Below are 17388 nucleotides of genomic sequence, written 5' to 3'. Positions count from 1 at the left end.
GCGAGTCCGGGATGGCAGGGCATCCGGCAGCGGCGGTCAGCTTCCCGGTGGGGCCGCGATTGGGGTCGGATGGCGTGGCGCTCGGCTTTCGCGGCAACGTGGTAGGTGATGAAGGCGGGCGCCGCCCGACACGTCGGTGATGAATTCCAGGAACTGTGGGACCGCATCCAGCACCGCACCGAGTACCGCGTCGAGGTCGATGAAGCCGACCTGCGTGCCGCGATGGTCAAGGCGCTGCGCGGCATGCTTCCAGTGCCCAAGCGTCGGGGCGAGTGGGTCACACACCGTGTGGAGCGCATCGACCAGGGTGGGCTGACCGCGGAAGCCGCCGCAACGCGCCGTGCGGACGTCACCTACGCCGACAGCGAGGACCTGCCCGACATTCTGTCTGTCCTGGCGGACCGAACCCAACTGACCCGTGCCACGCTCGCTCACATCCTCACCGAGTCCGGAACGCTTGGACAGTTCCGCCACAACCCGCAGGCCTACATCGCCCAGGTAGCCCGCCAACTCAACATCACCAAGGCTGACTTCCTGGTTAAGGGACTGCGCTACGAATTGGTGGACCCCTCCCGCCCCGAAGCAGACCGCCGATATGCGCTCAGCCTGCTTCGCGAAGCCGAAGTTGCCGGGTACACCGGCCCCGCCGGAAACATCGTTTCCGACGCGGAGGGCAACGCGATCTCGTTCGAGAAGAAGTCCGTCTATAAGTACCTCGTCGTCGACTCCGGTCCTGAGAAGGACTTCGCGCTTGCGCTGCTGCAACGCCCCGAGGTCAAGACCTTCGTGAAGCTCCCATCCTCATTCACGATCCCGACGCCCCTGGGACGCTACAACCCTGACTGGGCACTGACAGTTGAACGCACCGATGGCAGCCGCTACATCGTCTTCGAGACCAAGCACGTCAACGAGATCGGACTGCTCCGCCCCGTGGAGCAGGGCAAGATCGCCTCCGCCCGCATCCACTTCGACACGGTCAAGCGTGGCATCGGGGTTAATAACCTCGAGTACGAAGTCGTCAACGGCATCGAGGCGGCGACCGCCGTAATGGAACGAGACGCTCAGCCGTAACCCCATCGAGTTCATTCTTGGAGTGTTGGTCAGCAGCCTTCGCGGTCAGTGAGCGCCCAGCCGAGCACCGCGCCGACGTACGCCCGGAGGACCGATCCGCATGGTCACGAGGCACTACTGCGGCCCCGCCGAACCGGGGTCACTGGCAGCGGATTACCTGTGACCAGCAAAAACCGGTTCGCGTTTCGCTGACCACGGCGCACTTTTACTCTATCTAGGCTGGGCAAACAGTCTCACAAGCTGAGGGCCAGAATAGGATCCAGTCACGACTGTTGATCTATCGAAGCCGGTTGTGCACAACGGGTAGGACGACGACCGGCCGGATCTTAAAGTGGTCGATGTGTTGCGATTACGGCAGGTGTCTCAGCTGGACGCCCCAATCAGACACCCGCCTGACCGTCTCCCCGCAATGGAACCGTTATTGGCAGACGTGCCTGGCACGGCGGTGGGAAGCGGTCTACGCCGGCAGCTATCGTCGGCTGGTGGCGGCTGGGCCGTGGCTCGGCGCCCGAGGCGGAGGAGGCGGTGCAAGGTTCCTTTGCCAGAGCTTCGGGATGACCGGGCACCGGCCGGTCGAGTCAGTCGAGCAGTGGCGGTTCGAGCAGGGCTGCGGCACAGTTTTCCACCAAGTGCTCCACGCTCGACGTGCCCGGAATGGGAGTCACGACGGGCGAGCGCTGCAGGAGCCACGCCAGGGCAACCTGAGCCGGTGTCGCGGAGAGGTCCTTGGCTGCCTGCTTGATCCGGTAGTCGCGGAAGGTCTCATCGATGGGGCGCCAAGGCAGGAAGGCGATGCCGTGCCGCTCGCAGTAGTCGATGACGTTGTCGTGGCGGCGATCCAAGTAGTTGTAACGATTCTGCACGCTGGCTATCTCGACGATGGAACGCGCCCGCTCGAGCTGCTCCACGTCGACTTCGGACAGTCCAATGTGGTTTATGACACCGGCGTCGCGCAGTTCGCGCAGGCAACCGATCTGGTCCTCGAACGGTACGCTGGGATCCACACGGTGCAGCTGAAACAGGTCGATGCGGTCGACCCGCAGCCGTCGCCGAGACAATTCCGCCTGCTGTTTGACGTAATCGGGCCGACCGAGCACGCCCCACTCGCCTGGGCTGGGACGCGTCCTGCCGGTCTTGGTCGCTATCAGCAGCCCATCCGGGTAGGGATGCAGCGCCTCGGCTATGAGCTCCTCGTTGGCGCCGAGCCCGTACGAGTCCGCGGTATCGATTAGCGCCACTCCGAGGTCCACGGCCCGCCGCAGCACCTTGATGGCACCCTCCCGATCGGACGGTGGGCCCCAAGCGTCTTGCCCGGTAAGCGGCAAGGCGCCATAGCCAATGCGAAAATCAATCTTGATCATACGGTACAGCGTGCTAGCCCGCCGACGGGTGGACAACATTTTAGTTACTCCTAAATGGGCATGCTCGCATGGGTGGGTAGTGGAGGCTGACCGACTGGACGAGGGTCGATACGCTCCGTAGGTATGACGGCATCAACGGGCAGGTCTCAGGAACGTCGACGGCGAGGCGCGGGCATCGCCGACCTTGTGAGGTATTTCGAACCGTTGACGCTCGCCGGCATCGTCGTGTCCATCGGCTTGGCCATTGCGCTGGATGTCACCAATGTTGCCAGTCCCGGCGAATCGTTGCTGGCCGGACTGATGGGAACGACATTGTCGTTGGTGCTCGACTCGTCAGCCCGCGCCGAACGGCGGTTTGAGCTGCGTGGCTTGGTACAGGACATGCCATGGCTGGGCCAGACGTTGACCTCGATAGCGCACTCGACGCGCGAGATCATGCACAGGTATCCGGGCGGCGAAATCGAGGCCGATGCGCGTCGACGTCTGGAGCGGATCTGCGACGAACTGGACGAGCTAGGCCGTGGACGGATCCTACGATCGCGCACCGACTATGCCGATCTCATCATGGCCACTGAGTCATGCCAGGAACGCATCGAGGCGGTCACCAACATTACCGACGAGCCGGCCTGGTGGTACAGCCCGGTCGGGCAGCAGTACTGGCAGGCCAATCTCGCCGCGATCGCCCGCGGGGTCACCGTGACCCGTGTGTTCGTGTGCGACCGCGCCACCGCGGACCTGACCGCCCTGGTGGAGCTGCAACGCAAGGCCGGGGTCACCGTCGCCGTCGTTGACCGTAGCGACATCGACCCAGCGCTGCACCTCAACATCGTCGTGTGGGACCGGCACCGCGCGTGGGAGGGAAGGATGAACGCCCGAGGCGAAATCGTCGCCAACGTGTTCGTGGTCAACCAGGCAGAAGTCGAGCGCATCCGCGGCGTCTATCGAACCTGTGCGGCCGCCAACCGGCTGCCCAAAATCTGAAAGCGGCAGGCCGGATGACTCTATTGTCGGCTGCCGTGGTGGCGGCAACCGTCCTCGCGATCGGCGCTATCCGCTCGATCCGGTGGCGCGCACTGATTTACGCTATTCCACTACCCATCACGCTGGTCCTTGTCACCACCGCCACCCGCGTGGATGGCAGTCAACTGCTCGGCGTGCTGCTGCTCAACGTGTTCGTCGCGGTCGTGGCACTGCTGCATGCCCGCGCCGGCTGGCACATCCTGCTGGCCGACGCCGCCGGGGTCGCGGTGTATGCGGGTCTTGCCTGGCCAATCGCGGCTCTTGCGCCTGTCCCGTTCGTACCCACCCTGACCGCTGTGCTTCTGCTGTGGCTGCTTGGGCAGGCGATCCTGCGTCGCTGCGACCGCGCTGATGGCCATGGCATGGCAGCGCCAACGGCAGCGTCGCCCGACGTTCTCGCCAAGATCGCTACCGTGGCCGGGTCATCACTGCTCGTCGTGGCGGTCGGCCGCCTGATCAATGGGCTTGCGGTCACATTTCCTTACGCGGGCGTCCTGGTCGTCATTGAAACACGCCAGCACCTGGGCGCGTTCGCCCGGCAGTTCGCCACCAACAGCATCGCCCTGGTCGCCTTCTTCATCGCATACTGGGCACTGCAGGATCGTGACCGGCTACTTGCCCTGGGCAGCGCCTGGCTGGCCTTTGTCACCGTCGCGGCAATATTGCACCTCGCCCGCAAACCCAGCATTCGGACACAACTGCCGGCAAATTCGAGGAACGGCGGATAGCCGATCGCCTCGACCAGGGGCGAGCCGATCAGCAGGTAGGCCCCGACGATCAACACACCCGGGAAACAGGTGCAGCCCAACCGAAAGCGATAGCGAATGCCGGCCGTCCAAAAGCGAGCGGGTCGGCCGCGTGCCGGTCAGCGCGTCCATGTCAGGCCCGCCCGCCGGCGAGGGTCTGCTCCACACGTGTGGTGAGCGCGGCCCGGTCGACCCCCGCCAGGGCGAGCGCCCGCGGCACCGTGCCGACCTGGGCGGACAGGATGCCCAGCAGGAGATGCGCCGGCCGCACCTCCGCCTGGCGCGCAACGGATGCGAGCCCGCGCTCGATCGCGAGCCGGACCGACTCCCCGGGCTGCGGGTCGCGCGTCCCCACGGGGCCCGTGCGGGGCAGGTCGAAGGCTGCCAGGGACACGCCCGCCGCGGCCAGGCTCTGTTCGAACTCGCGGTCCAGCGCCGCGCGGATCGCGCGATGGTCCAGCCCGGCCTCGGCCAGGATGTCGCGTGTGGACGGTTCCGCATCGCCGGCGATGGCCAGCAGCAGGTGCTGTGCCTCCACCGTGGCCGACCCCTCCTCGCGCGCCTCGCGTCGCCCCCGGTGCGGTGGAACGCGGCGGTTTCACAGTGCGCGTAGCAGCTGACCAAACCCCGGGACGGAGACTCTGGTGCGGGCCGCGCGCAGGCAGGACCACAGGGACGCCTGATTGGCCGTGATGACGGGGACTCCCAAATCGTGCTCAAGGGATTCGATTGCCGCCAGGGTGCGCATCGCACTGCCCGGGATGAGGACCCCGTCGGCCTCGCCGGGGAACGACTGCCGGACCTGGCGATAGAGGTCTTCGGGACGCACCGTCCAATGTGCGCCGCGATCGTAGGTCTCGTATGTGGGCATGTGGCGCCAGCCCTCGCCCAGGTCGAACCGGGCCGGCCCGAGCGGGTCGACGCCGGATGCGCGAAGGTAGTCCACCGCCGCTTCGACCACCGCCGGCGGGAACCATGGCGGCATCACGACCATGGGCCTGGTGACGCCGAGTGCCGCCATGGCGCCGGTCATTGCCGTGGCAGCGAGCAGCACGGGGATTCCGCCCGCTGCCACGGTGGCCTGGCGAGAGAAGCTGTCGTCGAATGACGTACCACCAAAAAAGCTCCCAGAGGTCCAGCACACGCAGATGGCATCCAGCGGCATCGAACCGAGCTGTTGCAGCCCTCTGGCCACGTCGGGCGAGCCTTCCAGCGCGGCGGCCGCGTCGCCGGCGTAATCGGCTCCCGGCTTGCGCGGGCTCTCAAAGCGCGCGGTGTGAAAGGTGACGCCCGGCGGTGCCATCGCCCAAAGCTCGGTCTCGGGAACCGGATCGTTGTGGATGACCAGGATCCCGAATCTGGCCCGCCACCCCAAACCGTCCATCGCCGTGGAACCTCCTCCTAGCCATCGCGCTGAACGTTGCCGACAAGGGCCGCCAGGACGCCGAGTCCAATGAGGACGATGCCGCTTGCCACATCGAGGCGGCGGCGTCCTTTGGGAGTCCGCCGCAGCCGCCCGGACAGCTTGCCGGCCAGCAGCGCATAGGTGCCGTCGCTGATGACACCCAGCACGATGAACCCCAGACCGAAGATCAGGATCTGCAGCCACATCGGACCGTTGCCAGGTTGTGCGAATTGCGGCAGGAAGGCCAGGAAGAAGATCGCGGTTTTGGGATTGAGCACATTGACCACGATCCCCTGGCGGAACAGCCTCCCCGCCGATTCCGGTGGTGCGTCGAAGACTTCCTCGGTGCCGCCGCGGCGGCGAATCTGCATGACGCCGAGATAGATCAGGTAGGCGACTCCGGCGTATTTCACAATCATGAACAGCGTGGTCGAAGCCGCGATGATGGCGGTGATGCCCAGCACCGCGGCGATCACATGAACCAGCGATCCGACATGGATGCCCAGCACCGACACCAGCCCGGCGACGTGACCGTGTGCGACGCTGCGACTGACGATATAGACCACCGCCGGCCCCGGCACGATGAGCAGTGCCATGGTTGCCGCCGCGAACAGAAGAAGCGTCGAAATATCAGGCATGGACTCTACTCTATGCCCTGGGTCGCGCCGACCGGTGTGGGGATGTCGGCCAGGGACCGCTGCAGCATCTCCTCGTCGAGCGCGTCGTCGGTCAGCGCGCCGGCGAAGTACTGCTGGTAGGCCGACAGATCGAAGTGGCCGTGTCCTGACAGTCCGAACAGGATGGTCTGTGACGTGCCCTCCTCCCGGCAGCGGATCGCCTCGTCGATCGTCGCGGCGATGGCGTGGGACGACTCGGGAGCCGGCAGAATGCCCTCGGCGCGGGCGAAGGTGACGGCGGCGTCGAAGCATTTCGTCTGCGCCATGGCAATGGGCTTCATCAGCCCGTCCTCCACGGCACGCGAGATCAGGGGTGCGATGCCGTGCGCGCGCAGGCCGCCCGCGTGCACCGGGGGCGGCATGAAGGTGTGGCCCAGTGTGTGCATGCGGAACAGTGGGGTGAGCCCGCTGGTGTCGCCGAAGTCGTAGGCGATGCGCCCGCGGGTCAGCGTGGGGCAGGCGGCCGGCTCGACCGCGATGATTTCCACCCGCGGTCCACCGCGCAGCCGGCTGCCGAGGAACGGGAATGACAATCCGGCCAGATTACTGCCTCCTCCTGCGCAGCCGATGATGATGTCAGGATAGTCTCCGGCCTTTTCCAACTGCAGCATGGCCTCCTGGCCGATCACCGTCTGATGGGCCAGCACGTGATTCAGGGCGCTGCCCATCGTGTATCCCACGTTGGGGTTCTTCATGGCGTACTCGAGCGCCTCGGAGGTGGCGATGCCGAGGCTGCCCGGACAGTCGGGGTCCTGGGCCAGCACGGCCCTTCCCGCCTCGGTCTCGGTGCTGGGGCTCGGCACGCAGACGGTGCCGAAAGTCTCCATGAGAATTTTTCGGTACGGCTTCTGTTCCGCGCTGACCCTGACCATGAACACTTTTGCGCTCATGTCGAACAACGCGGCCGCGAACGCCAACGCACTGCCCCACTGACCCGCCCCGGTCTCGGTGACCAGCAGCTTCTTGCCCGCCTCGCGGTGGAAGAATGCCTGTGGGATGGCGGTGTTGGGCTTGTGGCTGCCTGTGGGTGCCACACCCTCGTACTTGTAATAAATCTTTGCTGTGGTACCGAGCGCCTTCTCCAGCCGTCTCGCGCGATACAGCGGAGCGGGCCGCCATTGGGCGTAGATCTGGCGCACCGGCTCAGGGATCTCGAAGTAGCGCTCGGTGCTCGTCTCCTGGGCCGCGATGGGGGCCGGCATGGTGGCGAGGAGCTCGTCGGGTTCGAGCGGCAGGCCGGTCTGCGGATTCAGCACGGGAGCCATCGGGGGCAGGTCCGCGGCCAGGTTGTACCACGTGCGAGGGATCTCGGCCTCGGTGAGCGTGATCTTGACTGGGTCAATCATGGGAACCTCCGGTGTGGACCTCGCGCACCAAACTGCCCTGCGTCAGGGTGTCTTCCTGCTCGAACAGGCGTGGGTGCGCGGTGCGCAGGCCGTTGATGACAGTGGAGTAGGGGAAGTCGTCGAATTCGCCGTGCATGTGCAGGAATTCCATGTGCCGGCGGCCGTCCTGGTCGAACGGGTGATACATGCTGTCGGCGGCTCCGTCGAAGTCGAGGGGCGCGATGCGGTACAGCCGGCACAGCAGCTTGTTGAAGACCGGCGTCGCCTTCAGCCACCGGCCCTCCAGAAAGACGGAGGTGAGGCTGTGAAAACAGAACACGTCGCCGCCGACCAGGCGCCTGAGCCGGTCCGAGGCCAGATGGTTGCGCACGTCTCCGAAGATGAGCCGGCTGGGAATGCCGACCGCACGCAACGCGGCGGCATAGACCAGCGACTTGTGCACGCAGAACCCGGTCCCGGCGGAGATGATGGCGCTGGCGCGCAACCCGGAGCGGGACAGATCGGCCCCGTACACCTCATACAACAGTCCGTCGCGCACCGCGTAGTACAGCCGCACGGCGCGCTGGACGTCGGTGGTGTCCTCGTCTCGCAGCGCGTCGTGGACGAACCGGCGAACGACCGGTGAGTCGTGGTCGAGGAATTCCGTTGGCTGTCGAAGCTTGTCGAGATCTGCTTGGTGCACGTCCTGGTCCCTCACAATCCAAGCATTCTGGCTATGCGTTCCCGCTGTATCTCGGAGGTTCCGGAATAGATGGTGCCGGCCACCGCGTCCCGCAGTTCACCCTCCACTCCCGACTCCGTCAGGTAACCTCGCCCACCGAAGATCTGGACCGCGGCAAGCGCCGAGGCCAGATTGCTTTCGCTGGCGATGAGCTTGGCGATGGCGAGCTCCTCGGTCACCCGGTGGTGCCGGCCGAAGCGATAGGCGGTCTCGTAGAGCCAGCGGCGTGAATTCTCCAATCCGATCTTCATCTCGACGATGCGATGGGAGATCGACTGAAAACTCGCGATCGGCTGTCCGAACTGGACTCGTTCCCGCGCGTGGGCGATGCAGCGGTCCAAGCGTTGCTGCATCCGTCCCACGGTGACGATGAAGGAACACAGAATCTCCCACGTCATGACGTGGTCAATGATCAGGAATCCCGTACCGGGCCGGCCGATCAGGTTTGCCGCCGGCACGCGGCAATCGCGCAGTTCCAGCTCGCACAGGGGCGAGCTGAGCAGACCCATCTTCGGCAGCGCGGGCCCGACGGTGAACCCGGGCGTGTCCCGCTCCACGAGGAACGCGCTGAGGCCGAACGGTCCGGGCCCGGTATCGGTGCGCGCATACACCACGAACAGGTCGGCGACCGGACCGTTGGTGATGAACGACTTCTGTCCATTGAGGACATATGAGTCGTTTTCGCGTACGGCGGTGGTCCGCATGTTGGTCGCGTCCGAGCCACCGGTCGGTTCGGTGATCGCATGCGCGCCGATGACCGAGCCTTCACAGACCTTCTTCAAATGTGTCTGCCGCAGTTCCGCGGAGCCGAAGCGCTGCAGCGGAATGCCCGTGCTGACCACATGGGTGACCGCGCTGAACAGCAGCCCGGTGTCGTGGCATCCGGTACCGAGCCCCTCCAGCACGAACATCGTGGTCAAGAGGTCCAGGCCGAGCCCGCCCCAGGCCGCGTCGAACGGCATGCGCAACACGTTGGAGCGGCGGACCAGATCCCAGTCGGGCACCCCGAACGTGCCGTTGCGCTCCCGCAGTTCCCGGCCGGCGTTCCACTGGTCGCACCATCGACCGATGTCACGCCGCCATCGCTGCTGCTCCTCGGTCCACTCGATGGGCATATCAATATTGCGAGTGCTCGTCGTTGTCGAAGTTGTGGCGTTCATCGCCGCGCAGGGCCGGTGCGAAGACGCAGACCAGGCGCAGGTCCTGATCCGGATCGGCGATCAGATAGTGCGCGTCGCGCTGATCGAGGGCATACATCGTCCCGGGCTCGATGACATAGGAATTGTTCTCGGAGTCGATCACCTCGCCACGACCCTCGATGCAATAGCACGCTTCCAGGTGTGCCCGGTATTGCAGAGCCGACTTCGTGCCGGCCCGCACGATCGTGTCGGTGATGGTGTATCCCATACCGTCAGCCTCAAGCAGGAATCGCCGGCTCAGGCCGTTGCCCCACTCGACGGTTTTGACCTCGGAAAGTCGGCGAACAATCATCGTGACCTCTCTTTGATGAACTTGCAGATGGTGCCCACCGTGCGAAAGTCCGACGGGGCCAGGTCGGCCTCCCCGACCGCGATGTCGAATGTCCGGTCCAGCCAGTCGACAAGGCGCAACAGCCCGAGGCTGTCGATGATGCCGTTGGCCAGCAGGTCGTAATCGGCGTCCAGTTCGTCGGCGGTGACGCCCGGCTGGAACTGATGCACGATGTATTCGGTGACTTGGCGTTCAGGACTCACTGCGTCCCCTAGAGATGAGGAGTTGGCGGTCGATCTTGCCCGTCGCGGTCCGGGGCAACGGCTCGTCGGCGACGACGACCACACTGGGAATGGCGGGCCGGGATAGTCGCATCGCGCAGTGCTCGCGCAGGCTCAGACCGGTCAACTCGGCGCCGGAGTAGCGTCGGACGGTGGCCAGCAACCGGTGTCCCGCCAGGTCATCGGGGACGGCGACCACGGCGACCTCGGCCACGGCGGGGTGTGCGGCCATCACGGCCTCGATCTCCTGCGGGTTGACCCGTACCCCGCGCACCTTCACCTGGAAGTCGATGCGCCCGTCGAGGGCGAAGATCCCGTCGGCGCGCCGGGTCACCCGATCACCGCTGCGGAAGAAGATCCGGCCGTCGTGGCGGACGAACCTGTCGTCCCGCTCGCCGCCGCGCAGGTATCCGTTGGCCTGGAACGGTGTGGACACCCACAGCTCGCCGTGGGAGGCGCCGGACGTGAGATCCCCATGGTCGTCCGCGATGAGGGCGAGCACACCGGGCAGCGGCGAACCGATGGGCACGGGGCCGGACTCGGTACCGTCCAATTCGTACATGAAGCTGTCGTTGGTTTCCGTACAGCCGTAGATGTTGTAAAAGCGTGCGTTGTCGAACATGCGCGGCAGTGCGGTGAGGACCCGGCCGGGCATGACGTCACCGGTGAACATGACGTGCCGCACGGAGGAGTTGCCGTGGCATCCCGCGTCGTTGAGCAGGGTGTAGAGCATCGGCACGGACTGAACGACGTCCACCCGATGTGTGTTGATCAGCCGGGCGACGTACTCCGGTTGTGTGGCATGTTGCGGGTCCACCAGCACGACGCACCCGCCCGCCTTCAGCGTCGCCCAGACATCCAGCAGGCACAGGTCGAAGTTGAGCGGTGCGTAGTTGAGCACGCTCGTCTGCGGGCCGATCTGGAACGTGGCGATCGCCCAGTCGGTGAAGCGATCCACCGCGGCCGCGGGCAGCGGCACGACCTTCGGTTTCCCGGTCGATCCCGAGGTGGTCAGCATGAAGGCGATGCCCGCGGTTTCCGGGGCGGCGAGCTCGGTCACGAGATCGCCGAGTGCGGGTGCGCTCTGGTCATCCGGGGCGAGCAGCGCCGCGCGCCGCCGCAGCAGGCAGCCGAGGATCCGCGCGATGGTTCGAGGCGCCTTCTCGGCCCGCACGAACACCGCGGAGTCGGCATATGCCGCTGCTTCGGTGCGGGCCATCGCGGTCAGTTCACCGTAGCTGATGTAGCGCTCGCGCCAGGCCAGGGCCGGCGCGCTCGGGTCGCGTACTGCATGCTCCTGGATGCACTCGGCAAGCGACCGGGCAGTCACGGCGTGACGACCTCCCATCCAACTGAGTCGGTTTCAACCCGTCACAGCATTCCCACGGGGCATGAAGGATCGATGAAAGGTCGATGAAACGCCCGGTCATTCGGGGCTGCGGTGGCGAGTGTGTCTACTGTGGAGCGATGGAATTTGCTCTTGTGGATGTTTTTGCCGACCGGCCGCTGACGGGGAATCCGCTGGCGGTTGTCGCCGACGCCGACGCCTTACCGGACAGCGTGCTGGCTCGGGTCGCGGGGGAGTTCAACCAGTCGGAGACCACTTTCTTGATGCGCCCGACCGTGGCCGGTGCCGCGTGGCGGCTGCGTTCCTTCACCGCCGCCGGGGTCGAGGTCTTCGGTGCCGGGCACAACGCGCTGGGGGCCTGGTGGTGGCTGGCCGCGACCGATCGCCTCGGCGCGCCGGCCAGCGGCAGCACGTGGTATCAGCAACTCGGAGACCGGGTCCTGCCGGTGACGGTGACGAGCGCGGACGGCGGCGTCACGGTCGCCATGCGGCAGGCGGAGGTCCGGTACGGTGAGACGGTGGCCGACACGGATCGGCTCGCTCGCGCTTTGGGGTTGCGAGCCGAAGAGCTCGGGGCGGCGCCGGCGCTTCCCGTGGCGCAGGTCGTGGATACCGGTGCGCCGCATCTACTGGTCGGATGCCGGGACCGGGCGGCGGTCGACAAGGCCCGCCCCGATGCCGGCGTGCTGCGCGGCCTGGTGCGCGAGGTCGAAGGCGAAGGGGTTTACCTGTACGCGACCGATCCCGCCGGGAATGACGTCGACGCCTATGCCCGGTTTTTCAACCCGACAGCCGGCATCGCGGAGGACCCGGCTACAGGAAGCGCGGCCGGGCCGTTGGCCTGCCTGCTGCATCGGCATGGAGCCGCCGGGCGGCTCGTCGTCGTCGGTCAGGGCCACGCGATGGCACGGCCCTCGCGAATCAGGGTCGAGGTGGACACCGCGCCAATCATCACCGGCACGGCCACCGTCTTCGCGTCCGGCAAGCTCTTTATTTCAGGCGAAAACGCCGAACAATAGAGGGGTATGGAAATCATGAATTGATAGGTATGATTGAATGGTGATGAGCTTATCCGCTCACGCCCGAAACTTGCCGCGGGATCTCGACCAGTTTCCACGGGGGAAACAGCATGCTGTTCTGTGTCCTTGGACCGATGGAGATAGCGGTAAATGAAAATCGGATTCCAGTAACGTCGGTGCGGCAACGGATCGCCTTGGCGACACTGGTGGTTTTCGCCAACCAAACCGTGCTCAGCGACCGCCTCGTCGAGGCGATCTGGCCCGACCGGCCACCGGCCGCCAGCAACAACCTTCACGTGCACATTTATCAGCTCCGCCAATGGCTGCGGCGGCTCGACGCGGATGTGCCCGATGATCTGCTGCAGACCCGCCCCGGCGGCTACCTGCTCAAGACCCTTCCCGGGGAACGCGACGTGGACCGCTTCGATCAGCTGCTCGCCTCGGCGCGACAGCGAGCCGAGGTCGATCCGCTTGAGGCGGTCAAGTTCTATCAACGCGCCCTTGATGTGTGGCGTGGTCCGGCGCTGGCGGACGTCGTGGGGCACACGACCGCCTTGACCGGCGAGGCGATCTGCCTGGAGGAACGCCGCCTGCGTGCGTTGGAGGAGCTCATCGACATCGAGTTGCGTCGTGGCAGGCATGCCGAGTTACTGCCCGAACTGCTCGCCCTGGCCAGCGCCCATCCCCTGCGCGAGACGCTGTGCGGGCAACTTATGACCGCCTTGTATCGCGCCGGCCGCCGGGCGGAGGCGGTCTCCGTCTATATCGACATGAAAAAGATCCTTATGGAGGACATGGGCCTGGAGCCGAGCCCGGCACTTCGCCGGCTGTATTACCAGATCCTGAATGAGGATGCTGCGCTCGCGGGAGCACCCGCCGGCGGCTATCGGGCTTGCCAGCTGCCTGAATGAGGGGTGTTTTGCGAACTGTCAAAGGCGTGAATGCGGCGGCGCCGGACACCACTGCGGCACTCGCGGCGGCCAGGCGGCAGCACTCGCCCGTCCGCGCTGCCGACCTCGAACGAGCCGGCGGCGATTGCCGGAAGGCTGTCGCCGCTACCACCTCACGAAGCGGGGAGCGTGATCGCGGCGTAGACCGGCTTGTGGTCGGAGTCGCCGTTTTCCGTCGCCACGCGGCACACGTGGGTCGCCGACGTCGGCCCGAAAATGTAGTCGAGCTTCAAGCTGCCCGCGGTGGCCGTGCCCTTGCGCAGGCCGCCGTTGGCGGACTGGTCGCACTCCTCGTGCGCGGCATACACGGGTGCCAGCGCGTCGGGCACCGGGCCGGACGGGCTGTCGGGCGGCGTGAGGTTGAGATCGCCACCGAAGACCGCCCGATAGCCCGGCTTGGCGACGGCGCTCAACAACTCCGACACCTGCCGGACCCGGTACGTGCCGTCGGGGTCGTCATAGGACACGCCCGCGCTGAAGTGGGTCGAGCAGAAGTTCACCGCCCATGACTCGACGGTCGCGCACAACACCGTGCGCTGCTCGTAGGCCGGAGTCGAGGTCAGCTGATGTGAGGTGTACCAGACGTTCGCGTCGGGCACCGCGAGAGCCACGCCATACGAGCCGCGGTCGACCCCGTTGACGTCGGCAACGCAGATCTTCTGGGCTTTGACGGACGTGCCCGCGAGCAGGTGCTGGATCGGTGCGAACCGCACGTCCCAGCCGCGGCCGGTCGCCGACTCCAGCGCATACTCCAGCGGTTTGGCGTCCTTCTCGCAAAACTCCTGAAGGAAGAGGGCATCGGGAGCGAACGACCGGGTCGCCCACGAGGTGATCCGGCTCGCGATCGTCGCGGCCGTCGCCCGGTACAGCGGGCAGGCTCCGTTGTTGGAGCAGACGTTCCACGACATCACCGAGACGGTCCTCGCGCCCGGCGGCGAAGCGCCCGGGGGATTCGAAGCGCCACCAAGCGGCACCAACCGGTATCTTTCCCAGGTTCCGACGCTGGAGGCACGAGCCCGCAGCATTGCCTGGGAAGAGCCGGTGTGGTTCACCTCGGTGGTGACGTAGAGTCCATTGGCCTTGGACCGCAACGCGTATAGGCCCGATCCCTGCGGCACCAGCGTGAGCTGCTCCCAGCCGCCGGCGTTGCCGGAACGGGCGCGCAGCATGCCCTTGTCCGCACCGGCATCGTTGATCTCCGCGGCGACGTACAGTCCATTCGCGACGGACCGCAGCGTGGCTGTCTGACCCTTGTCGGCGGTGTGCAGGGTAAACGACTCCCATGAGCCCACCGACGCCGACCGGGCTCGCAGCATCCCGTTGTGGCTGCCGCCATCATTGATTTCCGCTGCCACGTAAAGCCCGTTGGCCACGGACAACAGGGCCCACTGCTGGCCTGTGGTCGACGGCGGTGCCGCGGCCTTTGCCGGACCGCCGAGCACACCGGCAACGACACATGCCACGACGGAGGTGATGAGGAAACGGCGCACAAAGAGCATGCTTACGGCGCGCATCATTGTTCGATCACCAATTGATCATTGAACTTGTTCACCGGAGTGCTGGACGGGGCACGAGTCCTCAGTAGCGGCGCCTCAACTCACGGCCGCGCACGAGGTTGTGCACGTGACACCGTCACGGCAGTCCTTGGCGCGTCGAGCTTTCCCGGATGTGCAGTTGAGTGGGCAAGGTGACCGTCGAGGGTGGACGGCTCGGCTTGCAGATGCGTTCCGTGAGCAGGAGAGCGGCGGTGCGGCCGAGTTCATAGGTCGGCTGAGCCACGGTGGTCAGCGAGGGCCGCACCAGATGCGCCCACGGGATGTCGTCGAAGCCCACCACACCCATCCCCGCCGGGATCTCGATGCCCCGGTCCACCAAGCATTCCACCGCGCCGACGGTCATCAGGTTGTTGGCCGCGAACACGGCGTCGGGCATCGGCCCGCGGTCGAGCAGGCTCGCCATGGCCCGATAACCACCCTCCTCGCGATAGTCCGCGTAGCGGATGAGCGCCTCGTCACCCTTGATTCCAAAACCTTTTAACGCTTTCTGGTACCCCTTGAGCCGGCGCACGGCCGTGGAAACCTCGCGCGGTCCGGTGATGCAGGCGATGCTCCGGTAGCCGGAATCCAGCAGATGACCGGTGGCGATCTCCGCGCCGTGCTCGTTGTCGACCAGCACCGTGTCGACCGTCGTCCCCTTCAGCTCACGGTCGATTGCGACCACCGGCGTGTTGGACTCCATGAGCCGCTTGACGTGAGTCGGTGCGCCGGTGGGGGAGATGATGACCCCGGCCATCTGCTCGGCCAGCGCGGCGGTCACATAGCGGGCCTCCTTGGCGGGATCCTCGTCGCTGTTGCACAGCACCACGGAATAGCCGTTGCGCTGCGCCACATCCTCGACACCGCGCACCATCGACGTGAAGAACGGGTTGCCGATGTCGGAAATGATCACTGCCCACAGCGTTGTGCGGCTCCGGCGCGGGTTTCGCGCCACGGCGTTGGGCCGGTAATCGAGTTCTCGCATCGCCTGGCGCACGCGCTCGGCCAGGGCGCCGTCGACGCTGGCCTGCCCGTTGACCACGCGGGACACCGTCGCGGCGGAGACATTGGCCCGCTGCGCGACATCGTAGATGGTCGCCATCGACTCCCTGTCCTGGCTCGGCGGCTGGAGCCTCCGATCCTCTCAGACGCCGTACGCCCGCAACCACCGACCTGCCCGCTCGCCCGCACCGCAATCGCCCCCTGCTCACGGGGCCGACCCTTGCCTCATCGGCGCCGCCTACAGGGGTTGGCCCTGCCTCATCGGCCCGGCACCCACGAGGCCTGGCCCTGCCTCATCGGCCCAGCGCCCACGGGGCCCGCCTTGGCCCCATCGACCCTGCCATCAGGCACTTTCGCGCGCTACGTCTCTGCTCCGAGTAGCCGGTGCAGAGATGTAGCGCTGCGATGAGCCCACCGACGGGGTGCCTCCCTTCGACCGACCGACGACCGTGACGCCCCCGTTGACAGACGGCCGACCGTGGCCTGGTTTCTGGTAATCGACTCCCGCCGTTCACGCAGGGCATGTCGGCGGACGCTCAACCGGTCGATCAAGCGCGATGCCGGTGAGGCGCTGGGCGGCGGCCAAGCGCGTTGGGGCCGAACATAGGGAAGCGCCGAAACATAGGGAAGCGCCGGATTCATCGCGCCCCCGCCGACCTACCTTCAAAGCATGACATGGCGGTTGTTTGCGCTGGAGCGCTACGACGACACCAGCGGCTCACCCGAGCCGCCGGCCCTGCTGTCCACTGTGGACGCCTGCCTGGTCGCGGTGGTGTATCTGCCGGCCGACGAAGTCGTGCTCGCTCTGGTCGAAGGGCCGGATGCCGAAGCCGTATCCGCCGCCGCCGCCACGGCCGCCGGCTGGCGAGTCGATCGCCTGAACCCCGCGCAATGGCTCTCTTGACCCAGGAAGGAACGACTGTGCGGGCCAGCTCGCTGCCGCAGGCTGCGGCGGCTCCAACGGCACAACCGGCGGCGGCGACCCCAACGGTGCCGGCCTCGGCGACCTCAGCACGCTCACCGCCGCCGTGCCCGCCTGCCCGTACACCGCGTCGCAGGTCTCGGAGATCCTCGGGCAGCCGATGACCGACCAGGGTGCCTGCCTGTTCGGCGACGGCAAGGGCGTGGCCGGCTTCGGCGCCACGATGCCGTCCCGGCTGGCCGGATCGTCCACTTACGACTATCAGCGTGAGCAGGCCGGGAAGCCCTACGACAGGGTTTCGACATCAAGAAGGGCGACAAGGCCCATATCGCGGCCGAGGAGCTCAAGGGCGAGGCCGTGCTGATCAGCAGCAAGGGCGGCTACATGCTCGCGATGTCGAACTTCGGTTTCGACGCAGCCAGATATGAGCAATCGTTGCGCGCCCTGCTTGACGCCATTCCGGAGTGAGCGCCATGCCCGGACGAGAGCCGCCACGCGCGGGCCGAAAGGGGGT

19 protein-coding genes are annotated in these 17388 nt (G+C 66.3%); 7 read left to right on the top strand and 12 right to left on the bottom strand.

Annotated elements, in window-relative coordinates; translation table 11 throughout:
* The first annotated feature begins 108 nt into the window (after positions 1 to 108).
* Entirely contained in the window at positions 109 to 1071 is a 963-nt protein-coding gene (locus DM816_RS04900) for a restriction endonuclease (protein WP_211588546.1), read from the top strand.
* A gap of 578 nt (positions 1072 to 1649) precedes the next feature.
* Here the strand turns inward: DM816_RS04900 and DM816_RS04895 are convergent.
* Positions 1650 to 2432 carry an aldo/keto reductase gene (locus tag DM816_RS04895; RefSeq protein ID WP_246001563.1) on the bottom strand — a complete coding sequence of 261 codons (783 nt, stop codon included), beginning with the start codon at positions 2430 to 2432 and terminating at the stop codon, positions 1650 to 1652.
* 186 nt (positions 2433 to 2618) lie between these two features.
* On the opposite strand from DM816_RS04895, the gene DM816_RS04890 reads away from it, so the two are divergent.
* On the top strand, positions 2619 to 3413 hold the full coding sequence (locus DM816_RS04890; RefSeq protein ID WP_117208853.1) for a phospholipase D-like domain-containing protein: 795 nt from the start codon (positions 2619 to 2621) through the stop codon (positions 3411 to 3413).
* A gap of 35 nt (positions 3414 to 3448) precedes the next feature.
* On the top strand, positions 3449 to 4180 hold the full coding sequence (locus DM816_RS04885) for a hypothetical protein (protein WP_117208852.1): 732 nt from the start codon (positions 3449 to 3451) through the stop codon (positions 4178 to 4180).
* A gap of 151 nt (positions 4181 to 4331) precedes the next feature.
* On the opposite strand, the gene DM816_RS45145 is transcribed toward DM816_RS04885, so the two are convergent.
* Genes DM816_RS45145 through DM816_RS04840 form a run of 9 tightly spaced genes read right to left on the bottom strand, consistent with a single transcriptional unit; the run spans position 4332 to position 11428 of the window.
* The gene (locus tag DM816_RS45145) at positions 4332 to 4736 is read right to left on the bottom strand and encodes a Clp protease N-terminal domain-containing protein (protein ID WP_117208851.1); all 405 of its coding nucleotides are present in this window, start codon (positions 4734 to 4736) and stop codon (positions 4332 to 4334) included.
* A 60-nt stretch (positions 4737 to 4796) separates the two neighbouring features.
* On the bottom strand, positions 4797 to 5582 hold the full coding sequence (locus tag DM816_RS04875) for a maleate cis-trans isomerase family protein (RefSeq protein ID WP_117208850.1): 786 nt from the start codon (positions 5580 to 5582) through the stop codon (positions 4797 to 4799).
* A 17-nt stretch (positions 5583 to 5599) separates the two neighbouring features.
* On the bottom strand, positions 5600 to 6241 hold the full coding sequence (locus tag DM816_RS04870; protein WP_117208849.1) for a LysE family translocator: 642 nt from the start codon (positions 6239 to 6241) through the stop codon (positions 5600 to 5602).
* A 5-nt stretch (positions 6242 to 6246) separates the two neighbouring features.
* On the bottom strand, positions 6247 to 7626 hold the full coding sequence (locus DM816_RS04865; protein ID WP_117208848.1) for a TrpB-like pyridoxal phosphate-dependent enzyme: 1380 nt from the start codon (positions 7624 to 7626) through the stop codon (positions 6247 to 6249).
* Entirely contained in the window at positions 7619 to 8323 is a 705-nt protein-coding gene (locus tag DM816_RS04860) for a transglutaminase-like domain-containing protein (RefSeq protein ID WP_211588545.1), read from the bottom strand. The genes DM816_RS04865 and DM816_RS04860 overlap by 8 nt, the downstream gene beginning before the upstream one ends.
* Positions 8320 to 9462 (bottom strand): acyl-CoA dehydrogenase family protein, encoded by a 1143-nt coding sequence (locus tag DM816_RS04855; RefSeq protein ID WP_117208847.1) that lies wholly within the window; start codon positions 9460 to 9462, stop codon positions 8320 to 8322. The genes DM816_RS04860 and DM816_RS04855 overlap by 4 nt, the downstream gene beginning before the upstream one ends.
* Before the next feature lies 1 nt (position 9463).
* On the bottom strand, positions 9464 to 9838 hold the full coding sequence (locus DM816_RS04850; RefSeq protein WP_117208846.1) for an ectoine synthase: 375 nt from the start codon (positions 9836 to 9838) through the stop codon (positions 9464 to 9466).
* Positions 9835 to 10080, bottom strand: a complete 246-nt coding sequence (locus tag DM816_RS04845) for an acyl carrier protein (RefSeq protein ID WP_117208845.1) — start codon at positions 10078 to 10080, stop codon at positions 9835 to 9837. Before DM816_RS04845 ends, DM816_RS04850 begins: the two co-directional genes overlap by 4 nt.
* A complete protein-coding gene (locus DM816_RS04840) occupies positions 10070 to 11428 on the bottom strand; it encodes an AMP-binding protein (RefSeq protein ID WP_211588544.1) in 1359 nt (452 codons plus the stop codon). The genes DM816_RS04845 and DM816_RS04840 overlap by 11 nt, the downstream gene beginning before the upstream one ends.
* A 137-nt stretch (positions 11429 to 11565) precedes the next feature.
* Here DM816_RS04840 and DM816_RS04835 point away from each other — a divergent pair, with 137 nt between their 5' ends.
* Positions 11566 to 12465 carry a PhzF family phenazine biosynthesis protein gene (locus DM816_RS04835; RefSeq protein WP_117208843.1) on the top strand — a complete coding sequence of 300 codons (900 nt, stop codon included), beginning with the start codon at positions 11566 to 11568 and terminating at the stop codon, positions 12463 to 12465.
* Between the two features lie 176 nt (positions 12466 to 12641).
* Positions 12642 to 13376 carry an AfsR/SARP family transcriptional regulator gene (locus DM816_RS04830; RefSeq protein ID WP_162907120.1) on the top strand — a complete coding sequence of 245 codons (735 nt, stop codon included), beginning with the start codon at positions 12642 to 12644 and terminating at the stop codon, positions 13374 to 13376.
* Between the two features lie 152 nt (positions 13377 to 13528).
* Here the strand turns inward: DM816_RS04830 and DM816_RS04825 are convergent, their stop codons facing one another.
* Together DM816_RS04825 and DM816_RS04820 are read right to left on the bottom strand one after the other, a co-directional pair.
* Positions 13529 to 14905, bottom strand: a complete 1377-nt coding sequence (locus tag DM816_RS04825) for an endonuclease/exonuclease/phosphatase family protein (RefSeq protein WP_162907119.1) — start codon at positions 14903 to 14905, stop codon at positions 13529 to 13531.
* A gap of 142 nt (positions 14906 to 15047) precedes the next feature.
* Positions 15048 to 16052 (bottom strand): LacI family DNA-binding transcriptional regulator, encoded by a 1005-nt coding sequence (locus DM816_RS04820; RefSeq protein ID WP_117208840.1) that lies wholly within the window; start codon positions 16050 to 16052, stop codon positions 15048 to 15050.
* Positions 16053 to 16622: 570 nt separating this feature from the next.
* Here DM816_RS04820 and DM816_RS04815 point away from each other — a divergent pair.
* Both DM816_RS04815 and DM816_RS04810 read left to right on the top strand, forming a co-directional pair.
* On the top strand, positions 16623 to 16856 hold the full coding sequence (locus DM816_RS04815) for a hypothetical protein (RefSeq protein WP_117208839.1): 234 nt from the start codon (positions 16623 to 16625) through the stop codon (positions 16854 to 16856).
* A 124-nt stretch (positions 16857 to 16980) separates the two neighbouring features.
* Positions 16981 to 17238, top strand: a complete 258-nt coding sequence (locus tag DM816_RS04810) for a hypothetical protein (RefSeq protein ID WP_117208838.1) — start codon at positions 16981 to 16983, stop codon at positions 17236 to 17238.
* Positions 17239 to 17388: the final 150 nt, after the last annotated feature.

This window comes from Allorhizocola rhizosphaerae (assembly GCF_003426775.1).
Taxonomy (GTDB): Bacteria; Actinomycetota; Actinomycetes; order Mycobacteriales; family Micromonosporaceae; genus Allorhizocola; species Allorhizocola rhizosphaerae.
Note: the sequence above shows the minus strand (reverse complement) of the source record. Positions and strands in the feature narration are given on the sequence as shown.